At 71.3% G+C, this 17,074-nt stretch carries 17 protein-coding genes and 2 tRNA genes; 15 read left to right on the forward strand and 4 right to left on the reverse strand.

Annotation, left to right across the window (positions count from 1 at the left end):
• Positions 1–45 precede the first annotated feature (45 nt).
• Positions 46–2,157: a hypothetical protein gene (locus OG574_RS30200; protein WP_326775780.1), complete on the reverse strand. Its 2,112-nt coding sequence runs from the start codon at positions 2,155–2,157 to the stop codon at positions 46–48.
• A 357-nt stretch (positions 2,158–2,514) separates the two neighbouring features.
• On the opposite strand from OG574_RS30200, the gene proB reads away from it, so the two are divergent.
• From proB to OG574_RS30225, 5 genes are all read left to right on the forward strand, one after another.
• A complete protein-coding gene (proB, locus tag OG574_RS30205; protein WP_326775781.1) occupies positions 2,515–3,633 on the forward strand; it encodes a glutamate 5-kinase in 1,119 nt (372 codons plus the stop codon).
• 174 nt (positions 3,634–3,807) lie between these two features.
• Positions 3,808–4,269: a hypothetical protein gene (locus tag OG574_RS30210; RefSeq protein ID WP_100594227.1), complete on the forward strand. Its 462-nt coding sequence runs from the start codon at positions 3,808–3,810 to the stop codon at positions 4,267–4,269.
• Between the two features lie 62 nt (positions 4,270–4,331).
• Positions 4,332–5,615 carry a glutamate-5-semialdehyde dehydrogenase gene (locus OG574_RS30215; RefSeq protein WP_100594228.1) on the forward strand — a complete coding sequence of 428 codons (1,284 nt, stop codon included), beginning with the start codon at positions 4,332–4,334 and terminating at the stop codon, positions 5,613–5,615.
• Between the two features lie 78 nt (positions 5,616–5,693).
• Positions 5,694–6,281: an SCO2584 family spore wall biosynthesis protein gene (locus OG574_RS30220; protein WP_326775782.1), complete on the forward strand. Its 588-nt coding sequence runs from the start codon at positions 5,694–5,696 to the stop codon at positions 6,279–6,281.
• A gap of 101 nt (positions 6,282–6,382) precedes the next feature.
• Positions 6,383–7,456, forward strand: coding sequence for an SCO2583 family membrane protein (locus OG574_RS30225; protein ID WP_326775783.1), 1,074 nt, complete (start codon positions 6,383–6,385; stop codon positions 7,454–7,456).
• A 12-nt stretch (positions 7,457–7,468) separates the two neighbouring features.
• Here OG574_RS30225 and OG574_RS30230 read toward each other — a convergent pair whose 3' ends face one another.
• Entirely contained in the window at positions 7,469–8,560 is a 1,092-nt protein-coding gene (locus OG574_RS30230; protein WP_326775784.1) for a M48 family metallopeptidase, read from the reverse strand.
• 107 nt (positions 8,561–8,667) lie between these two features.
• Here OG574_RS30230 and OG574_RS30235 point away from each other — a divergent pair, with 107 nt between their 5' ends.
• From OG574_RS30235 to OG574_RS30280, 10 genes are all read left to right on the forward strand, one after another.
• Positions 8,668–8,832 (forward strand): hypothetical protein, encoded by a 165-nt coding sequence (locus OG574_RS30235; protein ID WP_199841791.1) that lies wholly within the window; start codon positions 8,668–8,670, stop codon positions 8,830–8,832.
• Positions 8,833–8,985: 153 nt separating this feature from the next.
• Positions 8,986–9,150 (forward strand): hypothetical protein, encoded by a 165-nt coding sequence (locus OG574_RS30240; protein WP_199841792.1) that lies wholly within the window; start codon positions 8,986–8,988, stop codon positions 9,148–9,150.
• Positions 9,151–9,197: 47 nt separating this feature from the next.
• Positions 9,198–9,860, forward strand: coding sequence for a nicotinate-nucleotide adenylyltransferase (nadD, locus tag OG574_RS30245; RefSeq protein ID WP_100594232.1), 663 nt, complete (start codon positions 9,198–9,200; stop codon positions 9,858–9,860).
• 16 nt (positions 9,861–9,876) lie between these two features.
• Positions 9,877–11,577 carry a LytR C-terminal domain-containing protein gene (locus OG574_RS30250; RefSeq protein ID WP_326775785.1) on the forward strand — a complete coding sequence of 567 codons (1,701 nt, stop codon included), beginning with the start codon at positions 9,877–9,879 and terminating at the stop codon, positions 11,575–11,577.
• 125 nt (positions 11,578–11,702) lie between these two features.
• Positions 11,703–12,161 carry a ribosome silencing factor gene (gene rsfS, locus OG574_RS30255; protein WP_100594234.1) on the forward strand — a complete coding sequence of 153 codons (459 nt, stop codon included), beginning with the start codon at positions 11,703–11,705 and terminating at the stop codon, positions 12,159–12,161.
• Entirely contained in the window at positions 12,158–12,835 is a 678-nt protein-coding gene (locus OG574_RS30260; RefSeq protein ID WP_326775786.1) for a histidine phosphatase family protein, read from the forward strand. Before rsfS ends, OG574_RS30260 begins: the two co-directional genes overlap by 4 nt.
• 97 nt (positions 12,836–12,932) lie before the next feature.
• Positions 12,933–13,005 (forward strand) — tRNA-Ala (locus OG574_RS30265).
• 300 nt (positions 13,006–13,305) lie between these two features.
• Positions 13,306–13,530, forward strand: coding sequence for a hypothetical protein (locus OG574_RS30270; protein ID WP_326775787.1), 225 nt, complete (start codon positions 13,306–13,308; stop codon positions 13,528–13,530).
• Positions 13,531–13,533: 3 nt separating this feature from the next.
• Positions 13,534–13,767, forward strand: coding sequence for a hypothetical protein (locus tag OG574_RS30275; RefSeq protein ID WP_016643127.1), 234 nt, complete (start codon positions 13,534–13,536; stop codon positions 13,765–13,767).
• A gap of 135 nt (positions 13,768–13,902) precedes the next feature.
• Positions 13,903–13,975: transfer RNA gene (locus tag OG574_RS30280), tRNA-Ala, on the forward strand.
• Between the two features lie 68 nt (positions 13,976–14,043).
• Here the strand turns inward: OG574_RS30280 and OG574_RS30285 are convergent.
• On the reverse strand, positions 14,044–15,633 hold the full coding sequence (locus OG574_RS30285; RefSeq protein ID WP_100594236.1) for an NADH-ubiquinone oxidoreductase-F iron-sulfur binding region domain-containing protein: 1,590 nt from the start codon (positions 15,631–15,633) through the stop codon (positions 14,044–14,046).
• The gene (locus OG574_RS30290) at positions 15,630–16,943 is read right to left on the reverse strand and encodes a ferric reductase-like transmembrane domain-containing protein (RefSeq protein WP_326775788.1); all 1,314 of its coding nucleotides are present in this window, start codon (positions 16,941–16,943) and stop codon (positions 15,630–15,632) included. Before OG574_RS30290 ends, OG574_RS30285 begins: the two co-directional genes overlap by 4 nt.
• Positions 16,944–17,074 lie beyond the last annotated feature (131 nt).

The following is a 17,074-nucleotide window of genomic DNA, read 5'->3' on the forward strand; positions in this document are numbered from 1 at the left end:
GAATCTCCCGGGGGCCTTCCCCATGCTCAGCCTGCGCGCGGAGCGCTACGCAGTGACCGTGTCGCCCGACTCCGGATCCGATTCCAGGGCCTCGGCGATCTCGTCGGCCGTGTCCGTGTCGCGCTGGCCGGGGATCTCCGCCGCGAGGCGGGACTCCATGCGCACGCGTCGCTCGTCGGCCCGGGCGCACAGCGCGCGCACCGCGTCGTTGAAGCGGTCCAGGGACGGCGGGTCAGAGGGGCCCAAGAGGTGCTCCTTGAGCTCCGCGCGGGCCTCCGCGTGGGAATCCGTCTCCGGGGCGCGTACGGCCGCGAGAAGGGCGGGTACCTCCGTTGCCGCGGGCGTCAGGATCGTCGCCGCGCTGACCGTCGGGAATCCGGCGCGGAAATCGCCCTCGGTCATGCCGGAGGTGTTCGCGACGGCGTACGGCTTCTCGCTCGTCAGCCAGTCCGAGACGACCGAGGAGACGTCGCTGATGAGGACGTCGGCCTGGTTGAAGCAGGTGAAGATCGCCGGGCGGGCGTCCGTGATGACCAGGTGCTCCCACTCCGGGAAGGACGCCCAGTACGCGGCCTCCCACGCGGCGGTCGCCTCGGCGACGGCGGCCTGCCGGCCCCCGTCGGGCGTGCCCTGGAGCAGCATGCGCTCCATCTCGTCCGCGCTGGAGCGGAACGCGGTCGACGTCAGCTTGTCCAGCTCCGCCGCGCGGCGCACCAGCTCGGCGGCGGCCTCGGGGCCCGGCCGCGCGCCGGAGCGCTTCGCGGCCGCCTCGCGGACCATCGCCTTGATGCGCTCGTTCGCGGCGCCCGCGCGCGGGTCGACCGAGCCGGTCATCGGGTGCGGCTTGTAGAGGAGGCGCACGGAGTCATCGGCGAGCAGGTGCTTGACGATGTTCTCGCCGGCGAGAACCACCGACGTGTTGCCCGGGTTGCCGTCCCAGCCCTCCCACGTGGGGGCGTAGAGGACCGTCGTGAAGCGTTCATCTGTGGCTCCGCCACGGGGGCCCTGCGGCGCGCCGGTGGAGCGCTTGATGGGCGACAGCTGCGGGCGGCCCACCTCCACGACGTCCTTGTCCTCGACGCCGATGTCGGCGAGCTGGTAGCGCTCGCGGGCCGCGGGCCCGGCCACCCACACCTCGTCGTACGCCTTCGCGTACGGGTTGCAGGAGGACAGCTTGTCGCTCTCGCCGTGGTTGATGAACGCGTGCTTGATCGTCGGGATGCGCAGGACCTGGGAGGTCTTCGCGGCGTTCGCCGGGTGCAGCACCATCTTCAGCGTCGAGTTCTCCAGGGAGAACATCGTGGCGACCTTCGGGAAGCAGATGATCGGCACGTCGGTCGCGTCGATCTTCTGGACCATGAACCGCTCGCGCAGCACGATCAGCGGCTTGCCGTCGACCTCGGAGAGCGTGGAGAGCCACATGTTCGCCTGGTACGCGGACGACGTGCCGCCCGAGAAGTACATCGCGACGGTCGGCTTGTAGTCGGCCAGCCAGCGGTCGAGCCAGGCCATGACCTTCTGCTCGCTCAAGGCGCGCTTCTTCGGGAGCAGCCAGGTCGCGAGATAGACCGTGCCGCCGCCGAGCAGCACGATCGAGACACCGAGGCCGATGACGCCCCAGAGCGCGTCGGTGGTGGCCGCCGTGATCAGCAGGCCGATGGTGCCGGGGGCGGCGAAGCCGAGCAGGCGGTGACCCTGGCGGCGGGCCAGGATGCGCGGCGGGGCCGCGGACAGCCGCAGCTCCGACGCGTCGATGTTCCGCGTCACGATGGGCAGCGCGCGCGTGCGGCGCACCAGGACGGCCACGGCCTGGCACACGAAGTGCAGGGCGTAGAAGGCGAGCAGCGCGATGGTGAGGGGCGACTGCTCGGCCAGCGGCTCGATGCCGTCGATGCGCAGGAGACCGACCAGGATCAGCATGTCGCGCAGCAGCTGCCGGACGGTGACATCGAAGCGGATCTTGCCGAGGAGGGAGAGCAGGCCGGGCTGCTTGTACTGGAGATACGTGTCGAGCGCGAGACCCGCGGCGCTCGCGGCGACGAACACCGGGACGTACGGGATCAGCGCGCTGACGAGCTGGGCCGTGTAGAGCGCGAACATCGCGAAGAGCGCTGAGAGCTGCACGACGCGGCGGGAGGCAAGGCCGGCGGAGGGCACTGGGCGGGGCTCCTGGCAGGGGGGATCGGATGGCGGGGGGAAAGATTTGCGGGGGGTGCGCGGCATTCTTCGACGAAGGCCGACCACTGACCGTATGACTTTCGCGCCCTCGCTAGCAATCCTTCGTGACAGCAATCACCGGATAAAGGGGCAAAGGCCCCAAGGGCTCTGGGTAACGATTCCTTCCGCGGCCTCCGGCGGAATTCCTCTGGGGTGAGCCTGCCGTCCGCCCCTCGGAACCCGGAGGCGCCGCGCCGTACCGCTCACGTAGATTGCAGGACCAGGGCCGTGGCCGGGACGAGGCCCACGGCCGGTCAGCACTGATGGGGAACGCACGTGTCAGCGGCAGGGCAGGACATGAGGCAGGGCGTGGCGGAAGCCCGCAGGATCGTGGTCAAGGTCGGATCCTCCTCGCTCACCACCGCCGAGGGCGGCCTCGACGCCGACCGGGTCGACGCCCTCGTCGACGTGCTCGCCAAGTCCCGCAGCGGCGGCGAGAGGGAGATCGTGCTCGTCTCGTCCGGCGCCATCGCCGCCGGGCTCGCCCCGCTCGGCCTGCGCCGCCGCCCCAAGGACCTCGCCCGCCAGCAGGCGGCCGCCAGCGTCGGCCAGGGCCTCCTGGTGGCCCGCTACACCGCCTCCTTCGCGCGCTACGGCGTCCGCGTCGGCCAGGTCCTGCTCACCAGCGACGACATGGCCCGCCGCGCCCACCACCGCAACGCGTCGCGCACCCTCGACCAGCTCCTCGCGATGGGCGCTCTGCCCGTCGTGAACGAGAACGACACCGTGGCGACGGACGAGATCCGCTTCGGCGACAACGACCGGCTCGCCGCTCTCGTCGCCCACCTCGTCCACGCCGACCTCCTCGTCCTCCTCTCGGACGTCGACGGCCTCTACGACGGCGACCCCGCCAAGCCCGGCAGCTCGCGGATCTCCGAGGTCCGCGGCCCCGCCGACATCGCGCACGTCAAGATCGGCAGCGCGGGCAAGGCGGGCGTCGGCACCGGCGGCATGGTCACCAAGGTCGAGGCGGCCGGGATCGCCGCCGCCGCGGGTATCCCCGTCGTCCTCACCAGCGCGGTGCACGCCGCCGACGCGCTCGCCGCCCGCGACACGGGCACGTACTTCCACCGCACGGGCCGGCGCAGCGCCGACCGCCTCCTGTGGCTCCAGCACGCCTCCACCCCGCAGGGCGCGCTCACGCTCGACGACGGGGCGGTGAAGGCCGTCGTCGAGGGTCGCAAGTCGCTCCTTCCCGCAGGCATCGCGGCCGTCGAGGGCGAGTTCGGCGCGGGCGACCCCGTCGAGCTGCGCGACGCCACGGGGCGGGCGATCGCACGCGGCCTGGTGAACTTCGACGCCAAGGAGATCCCGCAGCTCATCGGTCGCTCCACCCGCGAGCTGGCCCGTGAGCTCGGGCCCGCGTACGAGCGTGAGGTCGTCCACCGGGACGATCTGGTGCTGCTGCACCCCTGACCGCCCCGGCGTACTCGTGAAGATCCGGCGTCCGCGCCGGGCGTAAACCGTGTAGACGGCCGAAAGCCGGGCCTCCCGCGGGGGACCTTCCCCAAAACGGCCCCACGAGGGCGCTTGGCCTGCTCAACTTTGGTGCAGGAAGTTCCGCACGACCATTGCGCAAAGGAGGCCGTCGTGAGACGAGCGCGCCCGGGGGCGACGTCCCGAGGGTCGGCGGAGCGGGCACTGACCAGCGTCGCGGCCGGCGAGTCGTACCAGGGCAGCGGGCAGGAGGAGAGCGCCGTGACGGAGGAAGGCCCCCGCCTCTGGCATGTCACTCTCAGCGTCTCCGGCGCCGACGCGCCCCTCGCCGAGGTTCGGCGGGGACTCGAACAGCTGGCGCACGACCATCCCTTTCTGCTGACGAGCCGGTACGCCGTCGACCACGCCGAGATCCGCTACTGGGAAGAGGCCCGCGACCTGCACGACGCGGCCGCCGTGGCGCTGCGCCTGTGGGGCGAGCACCGCCAGAGTTCCCAGCTCCCGCCGTGGGAGATCGTCGGCCTCGAGGTCATCGACCGCGACACGTACCACCAGCGCATAGCCGAGGGCTACGGGCCTCTGCCGGCCACCCCGGTCGGCGTACACCCGTTTTAGGTCACATCTCAGGGTTCGGAACAGCCGCCGGACAGCCCTCGCGCGCGCATTACCCTGCCGATATGACCTCGCTCTCGCCGTACGACTCGATGACCCCCGTCACCCAGGCCGCCTACCGCGCCCGGTCCGCGGCCGGCGTGATCGCCCCGCTGCCGCGGGCCGCGAAGGACGACGCTCTCGCCGCGATCGCCGACGCCCTCGAAGTGCGCACGGCCGAGATCGTCGAGGCGAACGCCAAGGACATCGCCCGCGCCCGCGAGGCCGGCACCAGCGAGTCGGTCATCGACCGCCTCACGCTCACGCCCGAGCGGGTCCGCGCCATCGCCGCCGACGTGCGCGACGTCGTCGCCCTGCCCGACCCGGTCGGCACGGTCGTCCGCGGCAACACCCTCCCGAACGGCATCGACCTGCGCCAGGTCCGCGTCCCGCTCGGCGTCGTCGGCATCATCTACGAGGCCCGCCCGAACGTGACCGTGGACGCCGCCGCCCTCTGCCTCAAGTCGGGCAACGCCGTTCTCCTGCGCGGAAGTTCGTCCGCGTACGAGTCCAACACCGCCCTCGTGCGGGTGCTGCGCGACGCGGTCGGCGGCTCCGGGCTGCCCGCCGACGCCATCCAGCTCGTGCCCGGGGAGAGCCGCGACTCCGTCAACGAGCTGATGCGGGCGCGCGGCCTGGTCGACGTCCTCATCCCGCGCGGCGGCGCCTCCCTCATCAAGAACGTCGTCGAGAACTCGATCGTCCCCGTCATCGAGACCGGCACCGGCAACTGCCACGTCTACGTCGACGCCCACGCGGACCTCGACATGGCCGTCGACATCCTGATCAACTCCAAGGCGCAGCGCCCCAGCGTCTGCAACGCCGCCGAGACCCTCCTCGTCCACCAGGACATCGCCGACGCCTTCGTGCCCCGCGCCCTTGCGGCCCTCGCCGAGGCCGGCGTCACCGTGCACGCCGACGAGCGCGTTCTCGCGTACGCCGAGGGCTCCAAGGCCACCGTCGTCGAGGCGACCCCCGAGGACTGGGAGACCGAATACCTCTCGTACGACATCGCGGCCGCCGTCGTGCACTCCCTGGACGCTGCCGTGGAGCACATCCGCCTCTGGTCCTCCGGCCACACCGAGGCCATCGTCACCACCTCGCAGCAGGCGGCCCGCCGCTTCACCCAACTGGTCGACTCCACCACGGTCGCCGTGAACGCCTCGACGCGCTTCACCGACGGCGGCCAGTTCGGCTTCGGCGCCGAGATCGGCATCTCCACCCAGAAGCTCCACGCCCGGGGCCCCATGGGCCTTCCGGAGCTCACGAGCACCAAGTACATCGTCACCGGCGACGGCCACACCCGGTAGTCGCGGGCATGCGGACGGGAACAAAGGGAATTCCCGCACCGACTGCCCAAAACGACCCCCCAGGTCTACTCTGGACGCGTGCCGGAGGACGTGGGGGGCACGCCGTTCCCTGACGGCTGGGAGCCCGACGACGACCGCGACCGCGGGGGTGCGGACGAAGAGTTCGCCTCCGTGGTCTTCGACGAGGCCTTCGTGAAAGCCGCCGAGGTCCATGAACCCACCGCGGTCGAGCGGCTGCTCGCCGCGGCGCAGGCGCGCGCCGAGGCCCAGGAAGCCGAGGCACGAAGGGCCCGCACGCGTGGCTCCGCGGTCGACGACGACCTCTACGACGACGGGTACGGCCCCGACCCGCGAGGCGGCTACGCCCACGGCCCGGAGGTGGACGACCTCTACGACCCCGATGTCGACGAGGACGGCTACCCGCGCCCCGGCGCCGCGAAGGTGCGCTGGCGCCGCCCCGTCGCCTGGCTGCTCGCCCTCGTCATGGGCATCGGCATGGTCGCGCTCGCCTTCACCGCCGTCTACCGCGGCGCCTCGTCGGGCGGCCGCCAGGACCGGGTCCCGCCGCCCGCGACGACCGAGCTGGAGAAGGGCTTCCCGACCGCCCCCAGCGCCTCGGCCGAATACTTCCAGCCACCGGTCCCCGCGACCCCGCGGACCCCCTGACCACGGACGGGTACACCCCGTGAGCACAGGGTTGAGAACCTGTCGGAAGTTGTCGTGTACCAGGGCGTTTACCGGACCCCCGACAGACCTACCCTGAAGGTATGGGCGAGCCAGGAGACCCACCGGAGGGGACCCCCGAGAGCGCTCCCGGCGGTGGTGGCGAGGACGAGTACCGATCCGTCGTCTTCGACGAGTCGTTCATCCGTGCTGCCCGGCTCCAGGAGTTCTCCGCGCAGGAGCGCATCACCGACCACGCGCCCGCCGTACGCCGGCGCCCCGGACTGCGCCGCGGCTTCACCCGGCAGGCCGTCATCCTCGTCATCCTGATCGTTGTCGCGTTCGGCACCGCGATCTACATGGGCGTGCGCAACCCGTACCAGAGCCCCGCCACCGCCCGCCGGCCCGAACCGCTGCGCATGACCGTCATCCCGCTCTCGCCGCAGGGCAAGGTGCCCGGCGCCGCCTCGGTGTCCCAGCTCTACAAGCACAGCCCCGCCGCCGAGTTCAGGACGGCCGCCGAAGGCATCAACCTGCCCCCGGAGCAGCGCACTTCGCACTTCTCCGAGAGTCAGGTCTACGCCGCCCTGACCACCGTCAAGGACTATCTCGTCGAGTCCTCGCTCGACCCCGACGTGCTCACCGGGAAGGCCGTGCGGCCCGTGCGGATCCTGCTCGACCCGCAGCAGCTCGACCAGTTCGACCGGAGCTTCGACCGGCCCGCCGCCGACGGACGGCACGAGGCCACCGGCTGGCTCGTCCGCTTCGACCCGAAGCAGGCCGAGCTCGCCGACACCGGGATCCGCGTCCAGGGCACCCTGCGCGCCACGGAGTCCGACGCGAACACCCTCGAGGTCGTCTCCGACCACACCTTCGTCTATGCGCTGCGCCCGGCCGGCGCCGGTTCCGACGCGAAGGCGTCCCTGTTCACCGTCCGCCGCGAGCTGCACTTCCGCTTCGACCGTGACGACCTGCGCATGCACCAGGCCGAGGTGCTCGTCAGCTATACGCAGGCCGGGCCGCTGTCCTGCTCCGTCGACTCGGCCGCCCATCTGCACCCGCTGCTCGCGGGGCAGGCACCGAAGGAGGGCGGCCCGGCCGGCACCGACCCGTACGCCACGGGCGGCACCGCCTCGCTGTGCGGTGCTCTCGCGCCGGGCGCCCAGCCTTCGCTCTGAGCCCCGCGGGACCTACTCGCCGTCCTCCGGCGTCCCGTGGTTGCCCGTGTGCGCGCCGCCGTTTCCGCCGCCGCCGAACTTCCCGCGCAGCTTGCCGCCCAGGTCGCCCGCGCCGCCCGCGATGTCCGAGACCAGCTTCATCAGCGGGTCCTTGGAGTTGCGCATGTTGTCCGCGTAGTGCGAGGCCGACTGGCGGAACGAGTCGGTGACCGAGGTGTCCTTGTCCTCGGTGCGGCGCGGGTAGTGGCCGTCCATGATCCGCTGGTAGTCGCGGGTCGCGGCCCACTTCTTCAGCTCGGCCGCGCGGACCGTGGTGAAGGGGTGCGTACGCGGCAGCACATTGAGGATCTTCAGCACGGAGTCGCGCAGGTCGCCCCCGGCCTCATACTCCTCGGCCTGCTTGAGGAACGCGTCCACGTTCATCTCGTGCAGATGGTTGCCGCCCGCGATCTTCATCAGGCCGCGCATCGACGCATTGAGGTCCTGGCCGACCAGCAGGCCGGCGCGGTCCGCCGACAGCTCCGACTTGCGGAACCACTCGCGCAGCGCGGTGACGATCGTCATGATCGCGAGGTTGCCGAGCGGGATCCACGCGACGCGGAGCGCCAGGCTGGTCAGGAACAGCAGTATCGTCCGGTAGACCGAGTGGCCGGACAGCGCGTGGCCCACCTCGTGGCCGACGACCGCCCGCATCTCCTCCTCGTCGAGCAACTCCACCAGGCCGGTCGTGACGACGATGATCGGCTCGTCCAGGCCGATGCACATCGCGTTCGGCTGGGGGTCCTGGTTGACGTACATCGGCGGGACCTTCTCCAGGTCCAGGATGTAACAGGCGTCCCGCAGCATGTCGTTGAGGTGCGCGAACTGGTCGTCGGAGACCCGGACCGAGTCCGACAGGAACAGCAGGCGCAGACTGCGCTCGGGCAGCAGCCCGCTGAGCGCCTTGAACACCGTGTCGAAACCGGTGAGCTTGCGCAGCGCCACCAGGGCCGAACGGTCCGCCGGGTGCTCGTACGCCCGCGAGGAGATCCCCTCGAAGCGCCGCCGCTGCCTGCTCGGTACGTGCTCGCGCTGGCCGTCGTTGCCGTCGTTGACGTCGGGCATGCGTCCCCCATGTTCGTGTGCCGTCGTGTTCGGTTGTGCCCCCGAGGAGGTCTCCACAGTAGGCGGAGATACCGTGGCGGGGCAGCACACTGAAGGAGCGAAACGCCATGGAGCACACACCCGACGCAGCCTGGCTCACCCAGGCGGTCAGCGCCGCAGCCTCCGACCAGCAGGGCGCGGGCAATCTGCTGCGCATCGTCATCGTCGTGGGCTTCCTCGGCAGCGTGTTCCTGGGCTGGTTCCTGCTGCGCGGCTACAAGCGCGACGACTGACACGGCTGCGGGACGGACGCGCATACGGCAGAGTCGGCGTGATCGCCGAGGACACCCCCGCATACGATGAGCGGGAAGTCTTTATCCAGACTTCATGTCACCACCCAGATCCTGAGTCCCCATCCCGTCTCACCCGGATAGGTCCTGCTGACGATGAGCCTCCACAGCACCGCTGCCCAGCTGGCCACCCTCGCCGCCGAGGGCGGCGAGCACGGCGGCAACCACCCGAGCCTCAGCCCCTACCTCACCGGCGGCGGCGCCCTGTTCCTGCTGCTGCTGATGCTGTGGATCGTCACCCGCTTCAACCGGGACCGCTAGGCCCTGACGGCGAAGGCACTCCGACCGGGCCAGTAGGCTCTGCACGCATGGGAGAGCAGGACATGCCTACCGGCCCGGTGAACGGCCCGGCCGGCGGCCCGGACCGGGCCCGGATCAGCACCGCCAAGCGGCGTCTCGGCGTCATGGGCGGAACGTTTGACCCGATCCACCACGGACACCTGGTGGCGGCCAGCGAGGTCGCCGCGCAGTTCCACCTCGACGAGGTCGTGTTCGTACCCACCGGGCAGCCGTGGCAGAAGGCGGACCGCACTGTCACTCCGGCCGAGGACCGCTATCTGATGACGGTCATCGCGACCGCCGAGAACCCGCAGTTCTCGGTGAGCCGTATCGACATCGACCGCGGCGGGCCGACGTACACCACGGACACACTGCGCGATCTGCGCGCGCTCAATCCGGACTCGGACCTCTTCTTCATCACCGGCGCCGACGCCCTGGGCCAGATCCTCACCTGGCGGTACACGGAAGAACTGTTCTCCCTGGCGCACTTCATCGGGGTCACCCGGCCGGGCCACCCGCTGACCGACCCCGGTCTGCCGGAAGGCGGTGTCTCGCTCGTCGAGGTGCCGGCCCTCGCCATCTCGTCCACGGACTGCCGTGCGAGGGTCGCCAAGGGTGCCCCCGTCTGGTACATGGTCCCGGACGGTGTGGTGCGCTACATCGACAAGCGCGAGCTGTACCGCGGCGAGTGAGCCGAGAGGGGCACCGGTGAACGACCGATACGACGGTTACTCGGGCAGTTACTCGGGGGACGCGTCCAACACGTCCGACCAGTACGAGCTCGTCGGCTACGACGAGTACGGGCAGCCCGTGTACCGGCAGGTGCCCCAGCAGCCTGCGCAGTACGAGTATCCGCAGCAGTCCCAGGACCAGGGCTACGGCTACGACCCGTACGCCACCGGCCAGCAGCCGCCGGTGCCCTCGTACGACACGTACGACCCCTACGGGGCGGGCACGCCCGCGCAGCAGGGACCGCCCCCTTCCTACGACCCCTACGGGAGTGCCGCGGGAACGGGGCAGCAGCAGCGGGTCGAGGAGCAGACCGCGACCGCCCACATCCCGGTGCAGGCCGCTCCCCGGACCGAGCCCGCCGCGCGCGATCGACGTGACGGGGCGCCCGAGTACCGGACCGAGCAGTTCTCCTTCGTCGAGGAGCCGGACGAGAACTCCGAAGACGTCATCGACTGGCTGAAGTTCACCGAGTCGCGCACCGAGCGCCGCGAGGAGGCCCGCCGCCGCGGCCGCAGCCGGATCGTCGCCCTCGTCGTCGTCCTCGTGCTCTGTGTGACCGGCGGCGTCGGCTACCTCTGGTACGCGGGCAAGCTGCCCGGCCTCGGCTCCAAGGACTCCGGCAAGGGCGCCGCCGACACCGCGGGCCCGCAGAACCGCGACGTGATCGTCGTCCACATGCACAACACCAAGGGCGGCGGCACCTCCACCGCGCTGCTCGTCAACAACACCACCACCAAGCAGGGCACCACCGTCCTGCTCCCCAACTCCCTTGCCCTGACGGACGACGAGGGCAGCGCGACGACGCTCGGCAAGTCCGTCGACGGCGACGGGTCCTCCGGCACGCGCGACGCCATCGACACGGTCCTCGGCACGGACGTCGAGGGCACGTGGCGGCTCGACACCCCGTACCTCAACAACCTCGTCGAACTCGTCGGCAACATCGATATCGACACCAACGCCGACGTCCCCGACCCGGCCGCCAAGTCCGGGAAGGGCGGGAAGAAGGCGACGTCCCCGCTGGTCAAGAAGGGGAAGCAGCAGACGCTGAGCGGCCCCATGGCCGTCGCGTACGCCACCTACCGCGCGCCCGGCGAGTCCGACACCGCGCAGCTCATGCGGTTCGGCCAGGTCATGCAGGGCGTGCTGCGCAAGCTGTCGTCCGACCCGCACGCCGCCACCGTCACCGTCCAGTCCCTCGCCCAGATCCTCGACCCCTCGCTGGGCGAGAAGGACCTCGGCGCGTTCCTCGCCAAGCTCGCCGACCGGGCCAAGGGCGGCGACTACAAGACCGCGCTCCTGCCCGTGCAGCAGGACGGCACCCTCTCCGAGCAGGCCACCGGCAGCGTCGTCAAGGACGTCCTCGGCGGCACGGTGAAGAACCCCGGCAAGGACGCCTCCGTACGCGTCGGCATCAAGAACGCCACGGGCGTGAAGACCCGCACGGAGAAGGCCAGGGTCACGCTGGTCAACGGCGGCTACACCTTCGTCGACGCCGGGACGGGCACCCCCGCCCAGGCCGCGTCGCAGGTCACGTATCAGGACGACGACCGCAAGCAGGACGCCGTCGAGGTAGCCAAGACCCTGGGACTGCCGACGAGCGCGGTGCGCAAGGGGAAGACCGTGGCGAACGCGGACGTGTCCGTGGTCCTCGGGCAGAACTACACGGGCGGACAGTAGGCGCGCGCCCGGCCGCGGGGGGCGCGTCTCCCCGGCCGGGCAATCCAGTAAGGGCCGTCGGCGGTCCGTGAGACCCTTGGGGTATCCCTTCAAGGGAATACTGCCCGCCGACGGAAAGCCTTGTAGTGACCGCCACTGACCGCTCCATCGAGCTCATCACCGCCGCCGCACAGGCGGCTGCCGACAAGCTCGCGCACGACATCATCGCGTACGACGTCAGCGATGTGCTGTCGATCACCGACGCCTTCCTGCTGGCCTCCGCGCCCAACGACCGCCAGGTCAAGTCGATCGTCGACGAGATCGAGGAGCGCCTGAACAAGGAGCTCGGCGCCAAGCCGGTCCGCCGCGAGGGCGACCGCGACGCCCGCTGGATCCTCCTCGACTACGTCGACATCGTCGTCCACGTCCAGCACAGCGAGGAGCGCGTCTTCTACGCCCTCGAGCGCCTGTGGAAGGACTGCCCCGAGCTGGAGCTTCCCGCGGACGCCAAGGCCACCCGCGGCAAGGCGGCGGAGCACGCCCAGGCGACGCAGGCCGCGGAGGAGGCCGAGGAGCTTCGCGAGCTGGGCGGAGAGCTGCGTTGACCGCCGCGGGGGCCGGCACCGGACCGGCCGGGGGACCGGCCCGCGGACGGCGCGTCATTCTGTGGCGCCACGGCCAGACCGCCTGGAACCTGGAGCGCCGCTTCCAGGGCTCCACGGACATCGGCCTGACCGAGACCGGCGTCGCCCAGGCCCGCCGGGCCGCCCGGCTGCTCGCCTCGCTGAAGCCGGACGCCATCGTCGCGTCCGACCTCAGCAGGGCCTCCGCCACGGCCGCCGAGCTGGCCGCGCTCACGGGCCTCGACGTCACGCACGACGAGGGCCTGCGCGAGACCTACGCCGGTGAGTGGCAGGGCCTCACGCACGACGAGATCATCGCCCGTTACGGCGACCAGTACGCCGCGTGGAAGCGCGGCGAGCCGGTGCGCCGCGGCGGCGGCGAGCTCGAGACGGAGGTCGCCGACCGGGCCGCTCCCGTCGTGCTCGGTCACGCGGAGAAGCTGCCGCAGGACGGCACACTCGTCGTGGTCAGCCACGGCGGCACGATCCGCACCACCATCGGGCGCCTCCTCGGTCTCGAGTCCCACCACTGGGAAGGCCTCGGCGGCCTCTCCAACTGCTGCTGGTCCGTCCTCGGCCGGGGCGCACGCGGCTGGCGGCTGCTCGAGCACAACGCGGGCACGCTCCCGGAGCCGGTGCTCGGCGACGACGACTGAGCCCCCGACGGGGGCCGGACGGCCGGATTTCACTTTCCGGCAGGTCGCAGGCTAAAGTTCTTCTTGTTCGCAGCCGCGCAGAGCGGGGAGAACGCAAGGGGCTATAGCTCAGTTGGTAGAGCGCCTGCATGGCATGCAGGAGGTCAGGAGTTCAATTCTCCTTAGCTCCACAGTCGAAGCGTCCGCTTCACAGAGATCCCGTCCGGGTAAGGGCGGGATTTTTTGTTACCCGGCACACTCTTTTCAACTGCCTTGAGGCGCTTGGTGTCCCGGGGGCGTATAGGTCTGCGGATGTGGTCCTCGTGTGTCGGTGTGTGCGTAAGTGCTGGCCGGAGCGGGCGAACTCGGCGCCGTGTCCGGACCGGTACCCATGCGTCGCTGACCGTGACGCTCCGGCCGTGGCAGAATCGGACGGCCGGTAGAGGGCCGCGTCCGATCGACGAAGACGGCCCGACGGGAGGGAGAACGCGATGCCCGCGCGCATCACCGAGGCGGCCGACCGCCCCCTCGGCGTGACAGTGAGACCGGCCGAAGCAGCCCATTCCGGGCAGCACGTTCCTTCCCCCTCCTCCTCTCCGTCTTCTTTCTCTTTCCTCGACTGTCCGTCCTGCGGTTCCTTCCACGTCGCGCAGATGCTCGGCGACAACGGCGGGATCTCGTACGTGTGCACGGCCTGCGGCCACAGCTGGAGCTGATCGATGGGTGCACACAGGAGGAAGTGCGACTGGTGCGGCAGCGGCACGCCCATCGTCAGGGACATGGAGCCGGTCAACCCCGACTACCAGTACTGGTGCGAGGAGTGCGCGCGGGCGCTGATCATAAAAGGCGATCCGATCGAGACGTATCGGGAACTGGAGGGCGAGCCGATCTACGGCCGGCTGCTCGACGAGCACTGCACGCTCAAGCGGTTCTATTCGTTCGCCACGGCCTGAGGGTGCCGTAAATTCGGGCAAATCGGACCAGGGTGGAAACGATTTGGTGATGCACCGGGTGCCCGGTAATGTTGGCGTCGCCGCCGGGGAAACCGGGCGACACGGTGAACATGCGGCTCCGCCGCATGAACGCTAGGGGCTATAGCTCAGTTGGTAGAGCGCCTGCATGGCATGCAGGAGGTCAGGAGTTCAATTCTCCTTAGCTCCACAGTAGATGGACATGAAGACGGGCCACCCGAACAGGGTGGCCCGCTTTCGTATGCCGTCCCGCGGGCGTCAGCCGCGCCCGCTGCCCAGGGCCCTGCGCCCGCGGCCAGGCGGGAGCGCGGGCGGCAGGGCCGGGCGGGCCGGAGCCGCCGCCGGGTCCTCCTCGATGCGCAGCGCCAGCGCGGGGCACCGGCGCACGGCCCGTACGGCGCGCGCCTCCGAATAGCGCGCCACCGGGGCCTCCGCCACCGAGGGATAGCCGTCCGGGCCCAGCTGGATCAGCTCCGGGATGATGTCCGCGCACAGGCCGTGGCCCTCGCACAGCGTCCAGTCCACCGCGAGCCGCCGGCCGCTGGGGGACTCGCCCTGCGGTGCCTCCGTGTGCAGCGGCAGCACGCCCTGCACCGGGCGCCCGCAGCCGCCGCCCAGGACGTGCGCGGCGAGATCGTCCGTGAACGCCGAGATCGTCGACTCCAGGAACGCCGCCGAACCGTCCGGGTGCTTGCACGCGCCGCGCCGCTTCACCGCCCTGGTGACCTGCTGGAGGGCTTCGAGGGCGGTGGGGCCGCCGCCGTTCAGTACGTCCTCCAGGCCGCGCGCCGCCGCCGGCAGACCCAGATAGCAGGGACCGCACTGGCCCGCGCTCTCCGAGGCCAGCCACTGCGCCACCCGGAGCGCCTCGCCGAGCGGGCAGGTGTCCGGGCCGATCGGCAGGATCGCGCCCGCGCCGAGCGCGCCCCCGGCGGCCTCCAGGGAGGCGCGGGAGACCACCGCCTCCTGGGCCGTGAAGGCGTCGAGCCACTTGCCGTGGTAACCGCCCGTGAGCACGCCCTGGGGCATCGGCGGGGCGCCCGCGAGCTGGAGTACGTACCGCAGGGGAACCCCCGCGGGGACTTCGAGGACCATCGGGCGGGCGACGGCTCCGGAGAGGGTCAGCAGGATCGTGCCGGGCTCGTCGCGCAGGCCCGTGCGGCAGTAGCGCTCGGGTCCGGTGCGGGCCGCCACGGCGAGCTGGGCGAACGTCTCGGCGTTCGACAGCAGCGTGGGCGCGCCGCCCACCCCGGAGTCGGAGGCGCGCACCTTGCGGCCCGGAGGCACCGGGGGCCCGCCGTCCGCCGAGCGGATCAGCGCGGAGGACTCCCCGGTGACCATGCGTACGGGGTTGCGCTGCACACGCGCGCGTAGCGGGGCGCCACGGCGGTTGGACAGGCCCCTTTCGAGGAGCGCGGCCTGCATGGACGCCTCGGTGGAGTCGCGGGTCACGCCCACCACGAGGGTGCGGGCGCCGAGCGCCTCGGCGACCAGGAGCGCGCCGTCGAGGATGAGGTGCGGGGCGCGGTTGATCAGGACCGTGTCCTTGCGGCAGGCGGGTTCGTCCTCGCTGCCGTTGACCACGACGACGGGGCGCACCCCTCGGCGTATCGCGGACTGGGCGACGGCGCGCAGCTTCTTGGCGAAGGGGAAGCCGGCGCCGCCGCGGCCGCGCAGGGATATCTGCCCGGCCAGCGCGGCGAGTTGCTCGCCGCCCATCGGTTCGAGCGGGCCGTGCACTTTCAGATGCATGTCGAGGTCGAGTCGCTCGACCAGGTCGAAGCCCGAGGTGAGCTGGGGGAGACCGACGACGCGGACTTCGGGGACGTCGGGCAGCGCGGTGTTCACTGAATGCCTCCGGGCGGCGTGTTCCAGGGCTCACCCGCGGCGGGGGCCTGGAACGGGCCGGGCAGCGTTTCGGTGGCGGACTCTTCCTCGAAGCTCGGGATGCCGCCGTACGGGGTGTCGAGAGTGGGGTCGTACGCCGAGGGGGGTGCCGGGGCGGGGGGCGGCGGGGACGGGGCCGGCCAGCGCTCGGGGGGCTCGGGGTCGACGAACGGGAGGGACTCGGTGGGCTGGAGGTCCAGGAGGGTCAGCGGCTCCCCGGGGGGCGGGTCGCCGAAGAGCGGGTCCACCGGGGTCGAGACCGCGCGGTAGGCGGCCGAGAAGCCGACGCCCGCGGTGGCGGGGCGCGGCTCGAACGCGGGGCGCGCCGGAGCCTCGTAGAGCGGTGGAATGTCGGCGGACGGCATGGGGAGCGGATTTTCGCGCGGCCGCGGCGGGGGCTCGCGGTTCACGTCGAAGCGGGCTTCGGACGGTGCGGGGCGGCCGGCGCCGCCGGGCAGCGGGGACCGGGTGACGTCCCTGCGGCGGGTGCCCTGCGTTCTGCCGTCGCCGTCGAGGAGCGCGAGGACGCGGGCGGCGACCTTGCGCTTGACCGGTCCCGGCGCCGCGCGCAGGGCGACCGCACCGCCCACCGCGACCAGGCACAAGCAGTACAGGACGACTACGTAGGTCTTCGGCTGCCTGCCCGCGTACAGACCGTGGATCAGCGCGGAGCACCAGGCGGGGTAGGCCAGCATGTGCAGGGCGCGCCAGCGGGAGGCGATCTGGGCGGGGGACGCGAAGGCCTTGCGCAGGGCGCCGGTGACGCCGGTGGTGACCATCAGGAGCCCGGCGAGCGAGCCGAGGCCGATCAGGCCCGCGCTGCCGGTCACGCCGAGTCCGAAGGGGATCAGCGCGCCGACCACGGACACATGGTCGAGGGCCAGCTTGACGGTGACGTGCAGAAGCAGGAAGCCGATCGAGGCGACCGCTGTGGCCCGGTGCACGCCCTGGGAGAGCAGGCGCTGGCGCGAGGTCAGGAACAGCCGGTCGGAGGCGACCAGGCCCCAGACGACGGACGCCGTCAGGGAGACCAGGGACAGCACCCCGGTGGTGAAGTCGAGCGCGGCGCGGAAGGCGTCGCTCCCGACGAGGACCACGAGGGGTATCAGCAGCAGTGCCGCCGCGCACAGGGCCCCTCGGGTCGCCCGGCTGGGCGCGGGGGACGGGCGGATCCTGCGCCGGGGGCGCTGGGTGTTTCCAAGCTGGGGGAACGGATTCAGCGGCTGCCCGTTCGTCGGGGAGTTCAACGGGGAGTTCAGTGGAGGGTTCATGGGGGCGACTCCGAATGGTTCGGCAAAGTGGTCCCGCTGCCGCACTCTAGGTCGACCCATACCAGCCAGTACGAGGTTTGAGTTATCTCGTTGTTATCTATCGGAGGTGTGGACTTTGTGTTGCCCCGATA

The organism is Streptomyces sp. NBC_01445, assembly GCF_035918235.1.
Taxonomy (GTDB): Bacteria; Actinomycetota; Actinomycetes; order Streptomycetales; family Streptomycetaceae; genus Streptomyces.